Origin of the sequence: Blautia sp. DFI.6.71 (genome assembly GCF_020593585.1) — a bacterium.
Classification (GTDB): domain Bacteria; phylum Bacillota; class Clostridia; order Lachnospirales; family Lachnospiraceae; genus Blautia_A; species Blautia_A wexlerae.
The window spans coordinates 56,939-77,041 of sequence record NZ_JAJDMJ010000010.1; the positions used below are offsets into that span (position 1 = coordinate 56,939).

General features: G+C 39.2%; 17 protein-coding genes and 2 pseudogenes. 17 read left to right on the plus strand and 2 right to left on the minus strand.

Annotated features, from left to right (window positions below; translation table 11 throughout):
• Positions 1 to 114: 114 nt before the first annotated feature.
• From LJE12_RS06555 to LJE12_RS21045, 6 genes and pseudogenes are all read left to right on the plus strand, one after another.
• Positions 115 to 996 carry a carbohydrate ABC transporter permease gene (locus LJE12_RS06555; protein WP_119253240.1) on the plus strand — a complete coding sequence of 294 codons (882 nt, stop codon included), beginning with the start codon at positions 115 to 117 and terminating at the stop codon, positions 994 to 996.
• An 11-nt stretch (positions 997 to 1,007) separates the two neighbouring features.
• Complete coding sequence (locus tag LJE12_RS06560; RefSeq protein ID WP_022380663.1) at positions 1,008 to 1,835, plus strand: carbohydrate ABC transporter permease; 828 nt, start codon at positions 1,008 to 1,010, stop codon at positions 1,833 to 1,835.
• Positions 1,836 to 1,853: 18 nt separating this feature from the next.
• The gene (locus tag LJE12_RS06565; RefSeq protein ID WP_025580031.1) at positions 1,854 to 3,278 is read left to right on the plus strand and encodes an alpha-L-fucosidase; all 1,425 of its coding nucleotides are present in this window, start codon (positions 1,854 to 1,856) and stop codon (positions 3,276 to 3,278) included.
• A 37-nt stretch (positions 3,279 to 3,315) separates the two neighbouring features.
• Positions 3,316 to 3,414 (plus strand): annotated as a pseudogene (locus LJE12_RS20535) (LysR family transcriptional regulator); the annotation flags it as partial.
• 658 nt (positions 3,415 to 4,072) lie between these two features.
• On the plus strand, positions 4,073 to 4,180 hold the full coding sequence (locus LJE12_RS21040) for a maltose acetyltransferase domain-containing protein (protein ID WP_020993554.1): 108 nt from the start codon (positions 4,073 to 4,075) through the stop codon (positions 4,178 to 4,180).
• A gap of 161 nt (positions 4,181 to 4,341) precedes the next feature.
• Entirely contained in the window at positions 4,342 to 4,491 is a 150-nt protein-coding gene (locus tag LJE12_RS21045) for a hypothetical protein (RefSeq protein ID WP_330380683.1), read from the plus strand.
• Positions 4,492 to 4,636: 145 nt separating this feature from the next.
• On the opposite strand, the gene LJE12_RS06575 is transcribed toward LJE12_RS21045, so the two are convergent.
• On the minus strand, positions 4,637 to 5,662 hold the full coding sequence (locus LJE12_RS06575) for a LacI family DNA-binding transcriptional regulator (RefSeq protein WP_022380667.1): 1,026 nt from the start codon (positions 5,660 to 5,662) through the stop codon (positions 4,637 to 4,639).
• A gap of 218 nt (positions 5,663 to 5,880) precedes the next feature.
• Here LJE12_RS06575 and LJE12_RS06580 point away from each other — a divergent pair, with 218 nt between their 5' ends.
• From LJE12_RS06580 to LJE12_RS06600, 5 genes and pseudogenes are all read left to right on the plus strand, one after another.
• On the plus strand, positions 5,881 to 6,819 hold the full coding sequence (locus tag LJE12_RS06580; RefSeq protein WP_008706704.1) for an ABC transporter permease: 939 nt from the start codon (positions 5,881 to 5,883) through the stop codon (positions 6,817 to 6,819).
• Between the two features lie 12 nt (positions 6,820 to 6,831).
• Positions 6,832 to 7,725, plus strand: coding sequence for a carbohydrate ABC transporter permease (locus tag LJE12_RS06585; RefSeq protein WP_022380668.1), 894 nt, complete (start codon positions 6,832 to 6,834; stop codon positions 7,723 to 7,725).
• Between the two features lie 19 nt (positions 7,726 to 7,744).
• A complete protein-coding gene (locus LJE12_RS06590; RefSeq protein WP_195303498.1) occupies positions 7,745 to 9,424 on the plus strand; it encodes an ABC transporter substrate-binding protein in 1,680 nt (559 codons plus the stop codon).
• A 31-nt stretch (positions 9,425 to 9,455) separates the two neighbouring features.
• Positions 9,456 to 10,940, plus strand: a complete 1,485-nt coding sequence (locus tag LJE12_RS06595) for a glycoside hydrolase family 32 protein (protein WP_118575674.1) — start codon at positions 9,456 to 9,458, stop codon at positions 10,938 to 10,940.
• A gap of 11 nt (positions 10,941 to 10,951) precedes the next feature.
• A pseudogene (locus tag LJE12_RS06600) lies at positions 10,952 to 11,206 on the plus strand (PfkB family carbohydrate kinase); the annotation flags it as partial.
• 100 nt (positions 11,207 to 11,306) lie between these two features.
• Here LJE12_RS06600 and LJE12_RS06605 read toward each other — a convergent pair.
• Positions 11,307 to 13,823 (minus strand): LuxR C-terminal-related transcriptional regulator, encoded by a 2,517-nt coding sequence (locus LJE12_RS06605; RefSeq protein WP_227292111.1) that lies wholly within the window; start codon positions 13,821 to 13,823, stop codon positions 11,307 to 11,309.
• Positions 13,824 to 14,172: 349 nt separating this feature from the next.
• On the opposite strand from LJE12_RS06605, the gene LJE12_RS06610 reads away from it, so the two are divergent.
• The 6 genes from LJE12_RS06610 (at position 14,173) to LJE12_RS06635 (ending at position 20,093) form a co-directional block, all read left to right on the plus strand.
• A complete protein-coding gene (locus LJE12_RS06610; protein WP_025579122.1) occupies positions 14,173 to 14,394 on the plus strand; it encodes a hypothetical protein in 222 nt (73 codons plus the stop codon).
• A gap of 28 nt (positions 14,395 to 14,422) precedes the next feature.
• Positions 14,423 to 14,938: a CarD family transcriptional regulator gene (locus LJE12_RS06615; protein ID WP_227292112.1), complete on the plus strand. Its 516-nt coding sequence runs from the start codon at positions 14,423 to 14,425 to the stop codon at positions 14,936 to 14,938.
• Between the two features lie 223 nt (positions 14,939 to 15,161).
• The gene (locus tag LJE12_RS06620) at positions 15,162 to 16,529 is read left to right on the plus strand and encodes an MATE family efflux transporter (RefSeq protein WP_118613851.1); all 1,368 of its coding nucleotides are present in this window, start codon (positions 15,162 to 15,164) and stop codon (positions 16,527 to 16,529) included.
• Positions 16,530 to 16,541: 12 nt separating this feature from the next.
• Complete coding sequence (locus tag LJE12_RS06625; RefSeq protein WP_022380959.1) at positions 16,542 to 17,129, plus strand: cytidylate kinase-like family protein; 588 nt, start codon at positions 16,542 to 16,544, stop codon at positions 17,127 to 17,129.
• A gap of 310 nt (positions 17,130 to 17,439) precedes the next feature.
• Positions 17,440 to 19,152: a glycogen synthase gene (locus LJE12_RS06630; protein ID WP_227292113.1), complete on the plus strand. Its 1,713-nt coding sequence runs from the start codon at positions 17,440 to 17,442 to the stop codon at positions 19,150 to 19,152.
• Between the two features lie 299 nt (positions 19,153 to 19,451).
• Positions 19,452 to 20,093 (plus strand): class I SAM-dependent methyltransferase, encoded by a 642-nt coding sequence (locus tag LJE12_RS06635; protein ID WP_173706096.1) that lies wholly within the window; start codon positions 19,452 to 19,454, stop codon positions 20,091 to 20,093.
• The last annotated feature ends 10 nt before the right edge of the window (positions 20,094 to 20,103 follow it).

Here is a 20,103-nt window from a genome sequence, read left to right on the forward strand (position 1 = left end):
TGCTACACAGTGTATGCTATGCAGCAGCCTTTTGTAACCCTGAACAGATATATCGCCAATCGGTGATGTCATCCACATTTATTAAATACTTTAAATTTAAAGAGGTGAACAAGCGTGGTAAAGAAGCCCAGATTATTTATAGCCCTGTGTACGCTTCCTGCATTGATTTTAACCATTGTTTTTATGATTGTGCCTATGGTAAATGCCATTTATCTGTCTTTTACCAGTTCCACTGCACTTAGCGTAGGCTTTAACAGCAAATTTGTATTTTTGGATAATTACAAGTATATGTTCCAGGATAAGGATTTTCTTCAGGCACTGTTTAATACTCTTAAGCTGATGCTGGTAATCCCGGCTGTGACCATATTTCTAAGTCTTATATTTGCATTTATCCTTACTCAGGGACAGCTCAAGGAAAAGTCATTTTACCGGACCGTATTCTTTTTCCCAAGTATTGTTTCCATGACTGTAGTTGGTATTGTGTGGTCTTTTGTGTTTAATCCCACAAGAGGAATTCTGAATCATATGCTGGATCTGTTCCATCTCTCCACTTGGAAACACGCATGGCTTGGAGAGGGAAAAACGGCTCTCTGGTGTATCGGTGCAGCCCTGGTGTGGCAGGCTATTGGTTATTATATGGTTATGCATGTGGCTTCCATTGACGGGATTTCCCAGGAGGTTTATGAAGCTGCTTCCATTGACGGTGCAACAGGAGTGCAGAAGTTCTTTAGGATTACCATTCCTCTGCTTCGCAGATCCATTGGAACGACCTATATACTTTCCCTGTCTGGTACTATCAATTTAAGTTTTACTCTGTCCAACGTTATGACAGGCGGTGGACCAAACGGTGCTTCCAGTGTGCTTTTACAGTATATGTATACGCAGGGTATGCGAAACGCTAATTTTGGATATGCCATGGCAATCGCCATGTTTACCCTGATTCTTGCAATTGTGCTTGCAATGATTTCTAAAAAAGTATCATCTGAAAAAGAATAGGAGGGAGACTGATGAAAACTGTAAGAACCTGGTGTATCAGAATCCTGATGATTCTGTTTACCGTTATCTTTTTGTACCCGCTTTTCTGGAACCTGATGTCTGCGTTTAAGACAAATGCAGAATATTTGACAGATCCCTATGCATTGCCCACAGCTTTGAATTTGGATAATTTTGTGGCAGCATGGCAGAAAGCAAATATCGCCGCTTATTTTGGAAATTCCATATTTGTGACTGTGTTTTCCACTGTATTGCTATTGCTTCTGGTTATTCCCATTTCTTATGTACTGGCAAGATACCGTTTTGCGGGCAGCAAACTGATCTCTGCCATTTATATGGCATGTATTTTTCTGCAGGCTACCTACATTATGATTCCTTTGTTTCTGGAATTACAGGCTGTGAATGGATTAAATAACCTGCCGGTACTATGCCTTGTTTATGCAGTTATGCAGTTTCCTTTTTGTATCTTTACTTTACAGGGCTTTATGTCTGCAGTACCCAGAGATTACGAGGAATCTGCAAGAATTGACGGTGCTACTAATATCCAACTGCTATCAAGAGTTATGGTGCCTCTTGCAAAACCCGGAATTGCGACCATTACGATGTTAAGTGCCATGGGCTTCTGGAATGAATATCCATTGGCACTTGTTCTTCTCACGGAAGATGCAAAGAAAACTCTTCCCATCGGAATGGCAAACTTGTTTGAAGTGCAGAAATATGCCACGGACTGGGGTGCACTGTTTGCAGGACTTGTAATTATTATGATTCCAACAATCATTATTTATCTGATTGGACAAAGATATCTGCTTCAGGGAATTGGTGCAGGCGGGTTAAAAGGGTAAAATGAAAGGGGAAATAAAATGCCAACTGATCAGGAATTAATCAAAATAGTTCCCTCCAGCCGCCAGCTTGCCTATCAGGCAACAGAGTTTTATGCGTTCTTTCATTTTGGAATGAATACATATACCAATCGTGAGTGGGGAGATGGAACAGAAACACCACAAATTTTTAATCCTACAGAGTTTGTTGCAGACCAGTGGGTGTCTGCAGCACAAAATGCAGGTATGAAAGGGGTAATTCTTACCTGTAAACATCATGATGGTTTCTGCCTGTGGCCGACCAGATATACCAGCCATAGCGTTGTCTCCAGTCCATGGAAAAATGGAAGGGGAGATGTGGTCTGGGAAGTGTCTGAAGCATGCCGTCGTTATGGGATGAAATTTGGAATTTATCTTTCACCATGGGATCGCAACAAGCCTTGTTACGGAAGCGGAAAAGAATATGATGATTACTATCTGGCACAGCTGACTGAGCTTCTCACCGGTTATGGAGATATTTTTAGTGTCTGGCTAGATGGTGCCTGCGGAGAAGGACCAAATGGAAAAAAACAGCTATATGACTGGAAACGCTATTATGAATGTGTCAGAAAATATCAGCCAGACGCATGTATCTGTGTGTGTGGGCCGGATATCAGGTGGTGCGGAAATGAAGCTGGCGATGTAAGAAAATCTGAGTGGAGTGTTGTTCCTGCACGTACAGCACTTGCAGAGAGTGTACAGGAAAGAAGCCAGCAGACCGATGATAAGGAATTTAGAATGCGCCGGATCACCAGCGACATGGAAGATCTTGGAAGCAGAAGAGCGCTTGAAGGTGAAACGAATCTGATCTGGTATCCGGCAGAAGTAAATACTTCTATAAGACCTGGATGGTTTTATCATCCAGAAGAAGATGATCAGGTGAAAAGTCTGGAGGAGCTGATCTATATCTATATTGGGGCTGTTGGAGGAAATGCAACCTTTTTGTTAAATATTCCACCTATGCCAAACGGGCTTCTTCATGAAAATGATGTTAAACGTCTGGAAGAATTTGGAAGTTGGAAAAAGAAATCTTTTACTCATAATTTAATGAGTACAGCACATATTTTTTCAGAAAATGAAGATCCGACGCATCCGGTTTCTGATTTGACAGATGATACTTCAGAAACCTGGTTTCAGCCTGAAAGCAGCGAACTGCCAGTAGAAATAACCATTTGTCTGGACGGTTCATACAACTTAGGGTATCTGGTATTAAAAGAGGCTGTCTGCTATAGTCAGAGAGTGGAAAAATTTGAGATATTTGTTAAAGAGGGGGAAATATGGAACAGTATTTACACAGGAACGGTAATTGGTTATAAGAAGATCATTTCTGTTAAGGGGCAAAAAGCCCAGAAAGTGAAAATTGTTTTACATGATTTCCGTGTACTTCCGCTGCTCTCATTTGTTGGAATTTATCCTGAAAGTCTTTAATAGGGAAAGCATTCTTTCTAATAATATCTTAAGGTAGAAACAAGAAGATATTATTAGAAAACCATTGAACCTGCTTGAAAGAGAGAACATTCAAAGCAAAATTGCCAATTGGTTTGGAATAGATTTTTCCAAACTGTAGATTGTTTTTATAAGTAATCTTGGAACTAATGCAGGAGTCATGGTGCAAATGGACAATGTTCGCAGAAAGCACTTGTCTTTTAGAAAGACTCGTATTAAAATGCTTGTCAGTGATCAGGTTGCAGAAACTTGCGATGCCTGCGACCGGACGGAGGACCTAAGGGTCCTCCATTTTTCTATATACGCAGATTTTTATAGCGATAGAAAAAGCATTAAAACCGATAAAACTATTTTTGAACTATGAAGAATAGATTAGAAATCTCATTGCGCGAAAAGGGATGATTATTGTTGACCGTGAGTTCACTGCGTCTAAATTAAAAGATATCAGTTATTTTGCCCTGATAGATGGGTACAAAAATCTGTTTTACAATCCCATGAGTTAGAAACGATTTTTGACCATAACACAGTTACATGATATAATTTCAAAAACAGCAGAACAATTGCATATCACCTAGCCAATAGAACTGTCAGCATTATTCCTTCGCTGGACAAAAAGGAATAATACAGTTAAAATTAATCAAAAAATCAATCGCAAATTTTTACGATTGCATTGACAGTGATTCTCCTTATCTATATATTATTGTAGTAGGAACAACTTATCAAGTACTCGGAAATAACTAACTTGGTAATAAAATTTTTACTGGAGGTTATCAGAAATGACAGAAAGAGAAAAAATGGTAAGTGGAGAGTTATATGATCCAACGGATAAAGAATTGGAACAATTTTTAATTTCACCTGCTTGGATGTATGTGAAGTACATATAGGAGATAATGTGATGATTGGTCCAAATGTCACATTGGCAACTCCCATGCACCCATTTTTACTTGAAGAACGTAATAGCAGAAAAAGAGAAGATGGAAGCTTTTATAATCTTGAATAGGAGAAACCAATTACTATAAAAGATAATTGCTGGCTGGCATCCAATGTGGTTGTTTGTGGCGGTGTTACCATAGGAGAGGGATGTGTAATAGGAGCAGGAAGTGTTGTGACAAGGGATATTCCTCCATATAGTCTGGCTGCTGGAAATCCATGCCGGGTTATTCGCAAAATAACTGAAAAAGATCATATGAAATAAGATAATACAATCAATAAAGGGGATGCCGGTTAATACCACTTTTCGGCATCCCCTTTTTGCCCAAATAATTAAGTATTCCAATATCCGATATGGCAGAAATATTTCTGGGACAGATTGTATTCCGGAGAAAAATGAAAGGTTAGTTTTAACTGGTTGTATTACGGCGAATCAATATTGGAGTAATCTGTTTATGGACAGGCTTTTCCAGTGGTTTAGGGGAACGTTTTTTTTGTTCTTCCATCTGTTGAACCAGAAGCTCCATGGCAGTTTGTGCAATAATATCAATCTGCTGACCAACGGTTGTGATTGGGAGAATTGCCTCACTGGCAATGGGAGAATTATCAAATCCTATGATTTCATAGAAAGAGGGTAATTCTCGGTATTTCTGGAAAATCAGGTTAAGAAACATGTTTGCATAAGTATCGTTGGAAAGGAAAATACCTTTTTTTTGATTGGGATATTTCTCTTCTATTCTTGTAAAAATGCGTCTTATTTCATTTAAAATTTCCTGATAAGAATTACCGCTTACACTTAGATCAATATCATAAGGAACCTGATATTCTTCACAGGTTTCCTTAAATGCGCGAATACGGTCGTAAGCAGGAACTGTTTTCTCAACATTGACATTGATGTGGATCAGTATATCACATTTATCACGGATCAGCAGAGTGGTAGCCTGAAGCGCACCCATATAGTTGTCAGTGGTAACACTGCTGATATATTCCGCTTCACGTTCAATGGCAACGATGGGAATCTGATAGGAGGATAATTGTTTTGATGACAGCGTATGACTTAAAACAATGAGACCTTCAATCTGATAGGATAGGAGCTCTTCAATATATTGCTGTTCTTCTTCAGCCCCATGTTCACTGCTAAAGACGAGAAATTTGTAGTGATAATCACTGTAGCTGGACAGCAGTTGTGTCAGCATTTCAGAATAATAATGCAGATAAAGATTCGGAATAATGATTCCGATAAATTCACTTTTTCCATTCGCCAGAACTTTTGCAAGTTTATTTTTTTTATAGCCAAGGATATCAAGGGCCTGAGAAATTTTTTCCTGATTTTCAAGTGTAAGGGAATCAGGATGATTGAAATATCTTGATATTGTAGTTTTTGAAAAATGGGTATATGCTGCAATATCTGCAAATGTCACCTGTTTTTTTGACATGAAACTTATTCTCCTTATAAATAAATGCAAATATTTTTTTTAGTATAGCAATTATTATACAAAAAGGCAATATTAAAATAACCGATTACGTAACCGGTTATTTTAATGAAGAAAAGTGTTGACAGAGAGTGTGTGATGTAGTAACATCAGATTATAAAGTAACCGGTTACTTAACCGGTTTCGTGAACAATGTATGAAAGGAATGGAGGAAAAAGTGCATGAAAACAGTGCAGAACCAAGCAAAGCCCGTAAGCAAGCAGACGTGGAGAAATAAGGTTACGTATGTGAAGAAAAACTGGCAGTTATACCTTTTTTTCTTAATGCCGGGACTTTTACTGACAATCATTTTTAAGTATCTTCCGATGGGAGGGCTTTTGATTGCGTTTGAAGATTATAATGTAATCAAGGGAGTACTTGGAAGTCCATGGGTTGGACTTGAATATTTCAGACGTTTTTTATCATCACCGGATTTTATGAACTATCTGATGAATACATTAAAGCTGAGTATCTATGGATTATTATGGGGATTTCCGGTTCCGATTATTCTGGCATTACTTATGAATCGTATTCAAAAAACAGGGATCAAGAAAAAAGTACAGCTTCTGATCTATATGCCGAATTTTATATCTGTAATAGTACTTTGTGGTATGGTTCGTATGCTGTTATCACCGGTAGGACCTTTGAACAGGCTGCTTGGGATTAGCACAAACTGGATGACAATGCCATCTGCTTTCCGTACTATTTATATAGCAAGTGGAATCTGGCAGACTGCAGGCTGGGCATCTATTATGTATACTGCAGCATTATCTAATGCGAGCAAAGAGTTGGAAGAAGCGGCAGTTATGGATGGTGCAAACCTTTTGCAGCAGATCTGGTACGTGGAGCTTCCGGCGATTAAGAACATTATTGTAATTCAGTTTATCCTGCAGGCAGGAAATATTATGAGCATTGGATTTGAGAAGGCATATGCATTGCAGACAGATATGAACCTGCCGGCATCAGAAATTTTATCTACATATGTATATCGCATCGGTCTTTTGAACGGTGATTATGGTTATTCTACGGCAGTAGGTCTGTTTAATTCAGTTGTAAATGTAATTCTGTTGATTTTTGTAAACTGGGTTGTAAAGAAGCTGAATGATGGAGAGGGATTATAGGAGGAAGAGAAGATGGAGAAAAAGAAGAGAAAATATTCAAGGACAGATCGTCTGATCCTTGGAATTGGATTCACGATTCTTGGACTGTTTGTACTTTCTATTGCGATTCCAATTATATATGTAGTGCTTGCATCTTTTATGGATCCTACTGTTTTGAATAATCAGGGACTGAGCTCTGATATTAAGGACTGGACTTTGGATGCTTATAGAAGAGTACTGGAGAATGAGATGATCTGGCGCGGATTTTTGAATTCTTTTCTGTATTCATTTGTATTTACAGTGATCTCAGTTTTTGTAACATTACTGGCAGCCTTTCCTCTGTCTAAAAAAGAATTTGTGGGAAGAAAATTTTTTAATCTGATTTTTCTGATCACAATGTTTTTTGGGGGAGGAATGATTCCAACATTTATTTTGATCAATCAGCTGCATATGGTAAATACAGTATGGGCGGTTTTGATTCCGGGAGCATTTAACGTTTGGAATATGATTCTTGCAAGAACTTATTATCAGTCAATTCCGGCAGAATTAAGAGAAGCATCTGCAATTGACGGTGCTAATGAAATTCAGCATTTTTTCAAAATTATGATGCCGGTATGTAAACCGATCATTGCAGTACTGGCACTGTGGTCATTTGTCGGAATGTGGAATAGCTACTTTGATGCGATGATTTATTTGAACGATGCAAATCTTCAGCCATTGCAGCTGGTACTGCGTTCAATCCTGGTGCAGAATACTCCACAGCCGGGAATGATTGCAGATATCCAAAGCACAGCAGAGATGGCAAAGGTAGCAGAACAGTTGAAATATGCAACAATTGTAGTATCAAGTTTACCACTTTTAGTGATGTATCCATTTTTCCAGAAATATTTTGATAAAGGAATTATGGTTGGATCGGTAAAAGGCTAAAGAAAGGAATGATACAGATATGAAGAAAAACAGAGTAAGAAGTTTGCTTGCACTTGGACTTTCTTTAACAATGATGGTAAGTATAATGGGGTGTGGAAAACAGCAGAGGCTTGATGCTGAGCTTAATCCGGATACACCGGTATCGGATGTACAGTTTCCATTGAAAGAAACAGAGGAGCTTTCTTTTATTACCAGTGCACCGGCCACTTCAACACAGGATCCAAATAAAAGAGTGATTTTCCAGAGAATGGAAGAACAGACAAATGTTCATATTGACTGGACCTGCTTTGTATCAGATCAGTTTTCAGATAAAAAGAATCTGGCGTTGGCTCAGTTTGGAAATCTGCCGGATGGACTGTTTAATGCAGGCATGAGTGATTATGATCTGTTGCGTTATGCAAAGCAGGGAATAATTATTCCGCTGGAAAATCTGATTGACAAATATATGCCAAACCTTCAGGCTGTGTTTGAAAAATACCCGGAATACAGAACCATGTGTACAGCACCGGATGGACATATTTACTCTTTTCCGTGGATTGAACAGCTTGGTTCCGGAAAAGAAGCAATTCAGGCCATTGGAGATATTCCTTATATTAATAAGAAATGGCTTGATTATCTTGGTCTTGAGATTCCAACCACAACAGATGAACTGGAGCAGGTACTGATTCAATTTCGAGATCATGCAGATGATCTGAAACAAGAGTTTTCCATTGAAGGTGATGTAATACCAATGTCATTTATTATCAATAACGGAGATCAGGATCCTTCAATCTTAATAAATGGATTCGGAGATGGTTATGGGGACACAGGAGATCATTTTGCTGTAACAGATGAAGGTAAGGTGATTTATACAACGGTTCAGGAAGGATACAAAGAAGGTATCAAATGGCTGCATAAACTTGTGACAGAGAATCTGATCGATCCGGAAGCATTTACACAGGAATGGTCTACTTATGTTGCAAAAGGAAAGAATCACCGTTATGGACTTTGCTTCACATGGGATATTGCTAATATAGACAACAATACGGATTATGTGATGCTTCCGGCACTGACCGGACCGGATGGAATGAGAAATATCACCAGACAGAACAACAGTGAGACCAGCGGTTTTGACAGAGGAAGATGTGTGCTTACTACCAGCTGCCGTAACACGGCACTTGCTGCCGCATGGATCGATCAGATGTATGCACCCCTTCAGTCTCCGCAAAATAACTGGGGAACCTATGGAGAGAAGGATTCCTTTAATATTTTTGAGTTGTCTGTAAACAAAGATGGCGAAAAAATGTTAAAGCATATGGACTTAGGAGATCAGTCACCGGTGGAAGTACGTGAAGCGCAATCTGTAAATGGTCCTCTCGCTATATTAAATGAATATTATGGCGTATATGTAACACAGCCGGAAGATGCGAAATGGCGTCTGGATAATATGCATGAGACATATTTACAGGATATGAACAGCAAATATGTTTATCCTAATGTATTTATGAGTATTGATGATACAAACAAAGTGTCACAGTATGATACAGATATTAAGAAATATGCAGAACAGAAGAAAGCAGATTGGATCCTGAACGGAGGAATTGATGAAGAATGGGATTCTTATCTGAAAAAAATGGAGAAGTACGGGCTTTCCGATTACCTTTCAATCAAGCAAAAATATTTTGACCAGTATCAGGATTCATTAAGCAGTGAAAAATAAGAGAAGATATCATTTTGACAGGAGGAACTATATGAGCGAAATGTTGGAAAAGGCAAGAAAATATGAATTTATACAGGGACAGCAGATCAAAGAGGAAGAAAGACCAGCCTTTCATATAACTCCTTATGTTGGCTGGATGAATGATCCAAATGGATTTTCCTATTATAAAGGAGAGTATCATTTGTTCTACCAGTATAATCCGTATAGCACACATTGGGACAGTATGCACTGGGGACATGTAGTGAGTAAGGATTTATTGCATTGGAACTATGTTCCGACTGCATTGGCACCGGATGAAGATTATGATAAATTCGGCTGTTTTTCAGGAAGTGCCATAGAATTAGAGGATGGCAGACAGTTGCTTATGTATACTTCTGTAAATCAGGAGAAACTGGAAGACGGAACTGTAAGGGATATTCAGACACAGGCAGTGGCAGTTGGAGATGGTAAGGATTATGAAAAGTATGATAAGAATCCGGTTCTGACAGCCAAAGATCTTCCAAAGGGGGCTAGTAAAGTAGACTTTCGTGATCCCAAAATCTGGAAAGGGAACGATGGAAACTTTTATTGTGTTATAGGAAGTCGTCCGGCTGATGGAAGCGGACAGATCCTTCTTTACAGAAGTAAAAATGGCTTTGAATGGGAATTTGTAAGCATTCTGGCAAAGAATCAAAATCGTTATGGAAAAATGTGGGAATGCCCGGATTTCTTTGAATTGGACGGCAAATATGTGCTTCTGACAAGTCCACAGGATATGCTTCCGGAAGGATTAGAATTTCATAATGGAAATGGAACGTTATGTATTATTGGGGAGTTGGATCCGGAGACACATACTTTAAAGGAACAGTTTTGTCAAGGTGTTGATTACGGAATTGACTATTACGCAATGCAGACACTGCTTGCACCGGATGGACGAAGAATTATGATCGCCTGGATGCAGAACTGGGATACGCTTGCATATCGATGCAATGACTCTGGATGGTTCGCACAAATGAGTCTTCCAAGAGAACTGTCTGTTAAAAACGGAAGATTGTATCAGGTTCCGGTCAGAGAACTTAATGCCATGCGTGCAAACAAAGTCGAGTATAACAATGTTGTGATAAAAGATACCAGGCTCACACTGGATCAGATTGAAGGACGAACGGTAGATCTGGAACTTGTGATACGACCGGCAGATAAAGACAATCTTTATAAAAAATTTGAACTCTGTTTTGCAGAGAATGAGAAATATCATTCTACATTATGCTTCCGTCCGGATGAATCTGTTTTAAAAATCGATAGAAAATTCTCAGGAAGCGAACGGGCGCTGGTTCATCAGAGCAGTTGTCTGGTAAACGGTGACAGCAATGAACTAAAACTGCGTGTGATTTTGGATAAGTTTAGTGTGGAAGTATTTATTAATGACGGCGAGCAGGTTATGTCTGCGGTTATTCTTACAAAGCAGGAAGCAAAGGGGATTTCTTTCTTTGCTGATGGTGCAGCTAAGCTTGATATAGTGAAATATGATTTATTATAATAAAGAGTTATAAATTGGGACATAATACAGCATTTATTGGTAAGGTTGGTAATGATTTTTTTGGAGATCAGTTGAGAGCAGCCATAAAAGAAGCAGGAATTGATGACATTGGCTTATGTACAGATGAAAAAATTCATACTACGCTTGCTATGGTACATACATATCCGGATGGAGATAGGGATTTTTCCTTCTATCGTAATCCGGGAGCAGACATGATGCTGAATAAAACTGAGATTTCCGAGGATATTCTCAAGGAAACAGAAATGCAAATAAGTAAAAAACTTTAAATTTGTAATTCTTGCCAAATAGCAAGGAAATCGCAAGACTTTGGTCATGTGAATTTCCTTGCTTTTTTTTCTCAAAGTGTCAGGTAAGGCCCTTGTTTATGGAAGAAATCAGCTCTGCCAGTTGTTTCCTTTTGGTGCGTGTATCACCGTTGATCATCAACTTGGAATAAATCTGGTTGACATATTGTTTTACAGTGCCTTCAGAGAGAAATAACCTCTCTGCGATTTCGCGGTTGCTCAGACGGTCGGTGATCAAAGCTGCGATTTCTGCTTCTCTGCTGTTCAGCACATTCAGGATCTCAGGCCTGGAATTACGGCTGGACAGGCGGAGGCAGTGTTGTTCATAAACAGAACCAAGGGAAAGGATCCGGTCTGTGAAAGGCTCTGATGCTATGGAATTAATACTGCTCAGCACGTCCTTGATATAGGTATAATTTTCTACAAACGGAATCAGAAAGCCATCCGGCATGGCGTGTCCTAAGGCTTTCTGCAGAAGCTGTCGTGCATCATGATGTTTGCCCAGCATTGCGTAAGCTGCAGCAGTCTGGATCTGAACGTGGAGAGACACAAGTTCATAGTGCATTTTCTCACAGAAGGGCAGAAGCGTTTCGCTTCTGCCTATAACTTTTGCGTACATTTTCTGTGAAAGAAAGACCTGATTTTCGATCATTTCCATCATAGGTCTGCAGGGAGAAAGAAAGCTGACAGTGGATAACATATGGTCTTTAAATAATGCAGGAATCTTTTCCGGCATTCCGGTCAATGCATAGTAATAAGCATAAGTACTGTCAAAAATATTCAGCCACATCATATTGTGGAGAGACAGAAGCTCCTTATACTTTACTTCAGGGTTCTTCACAAAGGTGACACTCTCCTGAAAAAGGGAAAGCCTTGCAGCAAGGAAATCACAGCAGAGCGAAATATTGTGCTGTCCGTTTGATGCAATGGTGGAATAAGTCTGCTCCAGCAGAATCTGTGCATCTGAAAAATTCCCCTGCATAAATGCTGCCTCTGCATTCATGAGCAATTCCGCACCCTGTCCATGTCCCTGGGTAATCCTGTAATAGTGGGGCATACATTCATTCATAGCTGTCAGTTCTGCATCCAGGGTTCCGGATCTGCGGTGAAACATCATCAGAACAGAAGGAGAACCGAAGGTCCAGCTTCCTGTTTTGCGGATACTGATGGCAGGTCTGGTCATTTTAGAACTGGCCTGACGGTGCAGAACGCTCATACCGGTGATATCGTTATACATCAGAAAACTCATAATAAGATCACATTCTCCGGAGAGATTCTTTCGCTCATCTTCGGACAAAGTGTTATCTTCAGCTATGGTATCTGTCAGAAGCTGCTTCAGTTCCAGCATTTTGGGAATCTGATGCCAGGTAAACATACGGCGCATTAATACGAGAAGGGCCAGAGGCCTGTTCTTCAGGATTTCTGTTGGACAGACATCAAGAAATGCGAGAACCTTTTCCGGCGAAAGAGAAGCCAGGAGGATTCCTGCATCCTTTTGGATAACAGCAAGTGCTGCATCATAGTTAAGAGCCTTGTTATAGGCAGCAAGTGCCTGCAGAAACTGTCCCCGGGATTCATACCATTGTCCGTAACGATTCCGGAAATCTGTCTGTTTTTCATGGGAAAGCATGGCAAAGGCACGCTGTGTACATTCCTTCATCATATGGTGAAAACGGAAGCTGACTCCATCGGGCAAAGGAGTGATAAAAGCATTCTGTCTGGTCATAAGGGAAAGAATCTGTCCGGCTTCCGGATTCCCTGTAATAAAAAGAGCCATCTCAACGGTAAATTCATCTGCAAGTCCCATAACAGTGAGAAATTCCTGCTGCGCATCAGAAAGAGGTGCGATCATGGCAGAGGAAAACATATCATAGATATTAGAAGTATGGTCAGGAAAATGTCCGCTTTCAAAAAAGGTACAGAGATTCAGATAGACTGCAGAGAACCACCCCTCACTGGAATAGAGAAGCGTGTTCAGCTGATCTTCGTTCAGGCTGGCACCGCAGCGATGGGTATAGACAGAAAGCTCCCGGCGATTCAAACACAGATCCCTGGTATGGATCTGATATAACTTTTTGCCAAGACGGAGAATCTCTTTTCCGGACAGAAAAGCATTTCTGCCGGATACGATCAGGTGGATATTCTCAGGCAGTCTGTTGGCAAGCATACAAAAAAAATCTGCAACATGAGGTTCACCCAGCAGATGAAAATCATCAATAAAAATGTAGTAAGAGGTCTGACTGCTCAGGGAATAACAAAGCTCATCAGCAAGCATCCCGGCACCGGCAGCATCTGAAGGGTAGCTATAATTATCCAGAAAATCAAGCCCTGCAAAGGCAAATGCCTTCTGAACGCTCTGCCAGAAAACAGACAGATTATCAGAATAAATACTGATCCGGATCACACAGGAATTTCCGTTTTTGCTCTGTTTGTCCAGATACCAGCTGATGGCAGTTGTTTTTCCATATCCCATGGGAGCGGTCACAGCAGTGAATGCAGATTGTGAAATCGGCTTCAGATTCTCCTGCAGACGCTCAGAGATGTAAATTGTATTCAGATTATATTTCTTTTTAGACATCTGTAAAACCCCTCACTTGATACGATATGTTTCATTTTAACATATAAAGTATCAAAATGAAACTTTTTCCCAGGTGGTTTTTCAGACGATATCTGCCGTCACTTTTGCTATACAGGGGGCACTTTTTGGTGCCGAAAAGTGAATTATCAAATGAAAAGAAATCAGTTATAATTACAGGTAACACATGGTAATAATACCCAAAAACAGAAGATACATTTTTAGTAAAAAACGCTTTTGAAATCAAAGTAAAATGGCTTTATAATAAAAATAAGGGCGAGTAGCATAATGAGTCGGAAAACAACAGTTATGCTGCTTGTTTTTATAAAATGAATCTCAGGAGGAATTGCATATGCATGAGTATGAAATCTTTATTGAGGATATAAATCCGTGTGGAGGAGAACAGTACAGTAAAAAAACTTTGATCGAGGCAGAAGCAGCCAGCCCGGAAGCTTATGTAAAAGAAAATGGAAGATTTCCGATTCTGGAATCCACACGCAACGAGAGTGGAGATGTTGTAATAGTAACAGGAGACAATCAGGGTTCTTTTGTACGTTATACTTTTACGGAATAAGAATGCCAGTCAGCAAGGAGTGGATTTTGTGAAATATGAAATTGGAGACTTTGTCAGCAAATCAGTTATAGGTATCTGTAAAATAGAAAATATTTTATATTTGAATCCGCAGGATGAAAAAAACGATAAGTTATATTATCTGATGAAACCAGTAGAAGATGAAAAGGAAAAAATATATGTTCCTGTTTCAAGCTCAGATTCAAGACTGAGATTATGTCTGACAAAAGAAGAAGCCTGGAATCTGATCAAACGAATTCCGGATATCCCGACAGCATGGACAAACAATGAAAAAATGAGGGAACAAAATTATAAAGAAGCAGTAAGAGCAAATAACCCTGAGGCATTAGTTGCTATTATAAAAATGATTTATCAGCGGAAGCAGAAAAGACTTGCACAAGGGAAAAAGTGTACTGCTACAGATGCAAGGTATTTCCAGATAGCAGAAAATCTGTTATATATGGAACTGGGAGTTGCACTTGAAAAGCCAAAACAGGAAATCTGTAAAACGACTATTGATTACATCGATCAAAATAAAATAGATTGATATGCATTGTAAAAATATTTCGTTTGACTTTTTAGAAAACAGGAAATATAATGATAACGAACGAGTAGCAGATGAGCGTAAATCCAGTTTCATGCTACTCGTTTTTCTTTTGTTAAAATAGAATATTTGCCATGAAAAAGTGTGTAGCCTGTCAGCGTAAGTCCAGCTTATGTGACAGGGTGCGCACTTTTTTTTGTGCAGAAAAGAGAGGAGTTAAAGTAAAATGGCAGAAAGCAACAAGATGAAGGATATGCCGGTGAATAAGCTGATGATCCAGATGGGAATCCCTATGATCTTATCCATGGCATTGCAGGCGGTCTATAACATTGTAGACAGTGCGTTTGTAGGAAATATGAGAGTGGGCAGTGAAGCTGCATTAAATGCCCTCACTCTGGTATTTCCGGTTCAGATGCTTATGGTAGCGGCAGGAATCGGAACAGGTGTAGGAACCAATGCACTTCTTGCAAGGACACTTGGACAGGGAAACAGGGAAAAGGCTGCAAAGGTAGCAGGAAACAGTCTGTTCCTGGGTGTGATCATTTACGTGGTCTGCTTACTGTTTGGTATTTTTGGAGTGAAAGCATATATTTCATCACAGACAGTTGATGCGGAAGTACTTGAAATGGGAGTCAGTTATCTGCGGATATGCTGTGTGATTTCCTTTGGCATTATTTTCTTTTCTTTATTTGAAAAGTTATTACAGGCAACAGGCCGTTCTCTTTATTCTACAATCGGACAGGTGGTTGGTGCTGTTGTAAATATCATTCTTGATCCGATTATGATCTACGGTATTGGGCCTTGCCCTGAAATGGGAGTGAAAGGTGCAGCTTACGCAACTGTAATTGGTCAGGTTGCTTCTGCTGTATTGCTGCTTATTTTTCATATGAAACTGAACAGGGAATTCGGGCATGGACTGAAATACATGAAACCGAATGCTGGTGTTATAAAAGAAATCTATGCAATCGGACTTCCGGCAATTATTGCGCAGGCTCTGATGTCTATTATGGTTTATGTGATGAATCTGATCCTGAAGTTCAATCCATCAGCACAGACAGCCTATGGATTGTTCTATAAAGTCCAGCAGTTTGTTCTCTTCCTTGCTTTTGGTCTGCGAGATGCGATCACTCCGATCATTGCATTTGCTTATGGAATGAGAAGTAAAAAGAGAATTCAGGATGGTATCAAATATGGACTTATTTATACCATTGCATTAATGATTCTGGGAATTGCGATTACGGAAATTTTCCCCGGAGCATTTGCAATGCTGTTTAATGCAGGACAGTCAAGAGAATATTTTATTGCCGCGATGAGAGTGATTTCAGTGAGTTTCTTGTTTGCCGGAATTAATGTTGCTTATCAGGGAATTTACCAGGCATTGGATGGCGGCCTGGAATCACTGGTGATTTCACTTTTGAGACAGCTGATTATTATCCTGCCACTGGCGGGAATCTTTTCTCTGTTTGTCAGAAATGGTCAGATGGGAGTTTCGTTGATCTGGTGGGCATTTCCAATTACTGAAATAATTTCATGTTTTGTGGGATATGTATTTTTAAAGAAAATCAGAAAAAATAGGGTTGATGTTTTAAACTAGGAGGAATCAGAGATGGCAAAAAGAATTATTACGATCAGCAGGGAATTTGGAAGCGGTGGACGTTTTATCGGAGAAGAAGTGGCAAAGAAACTCGGAATTGCCTATTATGATAAAAATATCATTGGTCAGATTGCAGAAAAGTCCGGCTTATCACCGGAATATATTCAGGAAAATGCGGAATTATCTCCGAAAAAAGGTTTGTTCGCATATGCATTTTCCGGTCGTGATATCACAGGAAAATCTGTGGAGGACATGGTGTATGAGGCACAGAGAAATATTATTTTAGGATTGGCTGAGAAGGAGCCTTGTGTGATCATTGGAAGAAATGCAGACTATATACTGAAAGACCGGGATGATGTGCTGAATGTATTTATTCATGGGGACATGCCGGAAAAAATAAAGCGTATCACTGGTTTATACAATGTAAAAGAGAAGGAAGCTGTGAAAATGATGGCAGACACAGATAAAAGGCGAAGAACAAATTATAACTTTTACACAGATCAGAACTGGGGAAAAGCCAGCAATTACACACTGTGCCTGAACAGCTCACAGCTTGGATATGACAGATGTGAGATGATAATTATGGAATGCGTGAAATAAAAACAGATTATGTTTTTTATTCAAATTGACTGAGTGGAAGATTCCTTTTTCTATGTAGTGTATCTGTAAAATAAAAGAGGCAGATATAATGAAAAGGAATAAACCAGCTTGTATCATTCAGGTAAGAGTTAAGTGATGGAAACATTTCAGATAATAATAGTTACTTTGCGCATTTTGTGTTATAATTGAGATTAACAGGAAATGATAAATATCTGCAAAATGAATGTTTATCAGGAACTTACCGGAGGACATTTTAGTTAAGACGTAATAGATTTCGGACTTTGTAAAATGCAAAAGGGAGATCAATGATATGAGAAAAAAAACAGTTCAAACAAGCAGTACCAAAAGCAGTACCAAAGGCAATGCAAAGAGTAATACAAAGAGCAATGCAAGAAACAGCGTAAAAAGCAGTGTAAAAAGCAGTGCAAAAAACAGTCCTCAAAAAGCTGTTAAGACTGTTGCTCCAACAGTAGAGAATGTTTCTGTTAAGCAAGCCGTAATTATTCAGGAGCCATCTGTTGAACAGAATGAACAGAATATTCCAACGAGACAGCCTGATCTGGGACCGCGAAGAAGTGTAGCCTTCATTGGATCAGAATGTTATCCATTTGTTAAGACCGGCGGATTGGGAGATGTAATGTCTGCCCTGCCAAAGAGTCTGGCAAAATTAAACATTGATGTTAAGGTCATTATTCCAAGATACAAATGTATTCCTCAGAAATTTCAGGAAAAGATGGAATACAGGGGTTCCTTTGATATGAATCTCTGCTCTGATGGAAAGCAGTATTATGTGGGAATTATGGAATATCAGGAGGATGGGGTTGTCTATGATTTTATAGATAATGATGAGTTCTTCTCCTGGGGAAATCCATATACGAATCTCATAGATGACATTCCGAAATTCTGTTATTTTGCAAAAGCTGCCCTTGCTGCCCTTAATTATCTGAACTGGACTCCTGATGTAGTACATTGTCATGACTGGCAGGCAGCTTTAGTACCACTTTATCTGAGAACCTGTTTTCAGGATACAGATGTAGGACGTGCAATTTCAGTACTCACAATACATAATCTGAAGTTCCAGGGTATTTATGACAGAAAAAAGATTCAATACTGGTCAGGACTTCCGGATTATGTATTTAATAAGGACTGCATGATCCAGAACTGGCTGGATGCCAATATGTTAAAGGGTGGCATCGCTTACAGCAATAAAGTTACAACTGTAAGTAACACCTATGCCTGGGAGATTCAGACAGAGGAATATGGAGAGGGACTTGCAGAGCATTTAAGATATCACAACAATAAGATTTTGGGAATTGTGAATGGTATTGATACGGATATCTGGAATCCTGCAACTGATAAGCTGTTAGCTGCTGATTATGATGAGAAGTCAGCGATAAAGAATAAAAAGATTAATAAAAAAGCTCTTCAGGAATCTCTGCGGCTGGATGTAGATGAGCATAAGATGGTAATCGGACTTATTTCACGTCTCACCAACCAGAAAGGTCTTGATCTTGTAAATGACGTAATCCCGGGAATTATGGATGAACATACGCAGGTGGTTGTTCTTGGTACTGGTGATTCTCAGTATGAGAATACATTTCGTTATTATGAAAACAAATATAAAGGCAATTTCTGTGCATATATTGCTTACAATGAAAATGTGGCTCACAATATTTATGCAGGATGTGATGCGCTTCTGGTTCCATCAAGATTTGAACCGTGTGGACTTACACAGCTTATAGCCATGAGATATGGTGCAGTTCCGATTGTAAGAGAGACCGGAGGACTCAAAGATACGGTTCAGCCTTATAATATGTTTGAGAATACAGGAAACGGTTTTACATTTGACAGATATGAAAGCGGGTTGCTTTACGATGCGATCAACAGAGCAAAGACGCTCTATTTCGAGAACAGAAAATCCTGGGATGATATGGTGATTCGCGATATGAATAAAGATGTTTCCTGGGAAAAGAGTGCAAAACAGTACAAAGATATGTATGTAGGATTAACACCAAGAGATTAGTGTGCCGACAATATGCTCTGGTGTATATTTCGAAAACGATGTACTGGTCTTTCCAAATGGCTACGCAGTGCGTAACAAATTGAGACAAAATCTGGTTGATAAACCAGATAAAAGTGATATACTGAATACATAAGAAAAGAAACCGTGTGGAATTACAGTTTTGTTTTCACACGGTTTTTTAGAAAATTAAGGTTAGATAAAACTAACATATATGATAGCGATTTACTGGACAATGTAAAGAGGACGGATTTCTATGAAAATATTGGTTTATGGTGCAGGTGTGATTTGAGGAAAACAACATGAAAAACGAAGAATACAAAAAACTGTCAATTGCTGAATTTACAAAAGCAGCAGGAAGATATGAAAGTAACCATGCGGGTATTTACGAAATGTGTAAGAAGGACTATCCGGATATTTTGGAAGAATTAGAGAAAGAGCCATTTAGAGATTTATTGGACGCTGGATGTGGACCGGCTCCGATGATTTCTTTATTAGCAGAAAAATATCCAGACCGACATTATACAGGTCTGGATTTGACTCCGGCCATGATTGAACAGGCAAAAAAGAAAAACATTTCAAATGCAACGTTTGTTGTAGGAGACTGTGAGAACTTTCCTTTTGAAAATGATTCATTTGATGCAATTATTTGTTCTATGAGTTTTCATCATTATCCGGATCCACAGGCATTTTTTGACAGTGTAAAAAGATGTCTTCGCCCAAATGGAAGATTGATCCTGCGGGATGTGACCAGTGACAATAAAGTATTGGTATGGCTGATGAATACATTGGAAATGCCTCTGGCAAATATATGCGGACATGGAGATGTTCGGGTTCCAACAAGAGATGTGGTCATGAAATGCTGCAGAAAAGTAGGATTAAAAGTAGAAAAATTTGAAATCCGCAAAGGTATGAGGATGCATTGTGTTGTCAGAAAAGTCTGAAGGAGACTAG

Excerpts from the sequence above, each read along its gene's own strand:
- LJE12_RS21040 (WP_020993554.1), top strand. The coding sequence starts at position 4,073 with ATGACAGAAAGAGAAAAAATGGTAAGTGGAGAGTTATATGATCCAACG.
- LJE12_RS06625 (WP_022380959.1), top strand. The coding sequence starts at position 16,542 with ATGGCAAAAAGAATTATTACGATCAGCAGGGAATTTGGAAGCGGTGGA.
- LJE12_RS06565 (WP_025580031.1), top strand. The coding sequence starts at position 1,854 with ATGCCAACTGATCAGGAATTAATCAAAATAGTTCCCTCCAGCCGCCAG.
- LJE12_RS06585 (WP_022380668.1), top strand. The coding sequence starts at position 6,832 with ATGGAGAAAAAGAAGAGAAAATATTCAAGGACAGATCGTCTGATCCTT.
- LJE12_RS06575 (WP_022380667.1), bottom strand. The coding sequence starts at position 5,662 with ATGTCAAAAAAACAGGTGACATTTGCAGATATTGCAGCATATACCCAT.
- LJE12_RS06620 (WP_118613851.1), top strand. The coding sequence starts at position 15,162 with ATGGCAGAAAGCAACAAGATGAAGGATATGCCGGTGAATAAGCTGATG.
- LJE12_RS06605 (WP_227292111.1), bottom strand. The coding sequence starts at position 13,823 with ATGTCTAAAAAGAAATATAATCTGAATACAATTTACATCTCTGAGCGT.
- LJE12_RS06635 (WP_173706096.1), top strand. The coding sequence starts at position 19,452 with ATGAAAAACGAAGAATACAAAAAACTGTCAATTGCTGAATTTACAAAA.
- LJE12_RS06610 (WP_025579122.1), top strand. The coding sequence starts at position 14,173 with ATGCATGAGTATGAAATCTTTATTGAGGATATAAATCCGTGTGGAGGA.
- LJE12_RS06630 (WP_227292113.1), top strand. The coding sequence starts at position 17,440 with ATGAGAAAAAAAACAGTTCAAACAAGCAGTACCAAAAGCAGTACCAAA.
- LJE12_RS06590 (WP_195303498.1), top strand. The coding sequence starts at position 7,745 with ATGAAGAAAAACAGAGTAAGAAGTTTGCTTGCACTTGGACTTTCTTTA.
- LJE12_RS06560 (WP_022380663.1), top strand. The coding sequence starts at position 1,008 with ATGAAAACTGTAAGAACCTGGTGTATCAGAATCCTGATGATTCTGTTT.
- LJE12_RS06595 (WP_118575674.1), top strand. The coding sequence starts at position 9,456 with ATGAGCGAAATGTTGGAAAAGGCAAGAAAATATGAATTTATACAGGGA.
- LJE12_RS06580 (WP_008706704.1), top strand. The coding sequence starts at position 5,881 with ATGAAAACAGTGCAGAACCAAGCAAAGCCCGTAAGCAAGCAGACGTGG.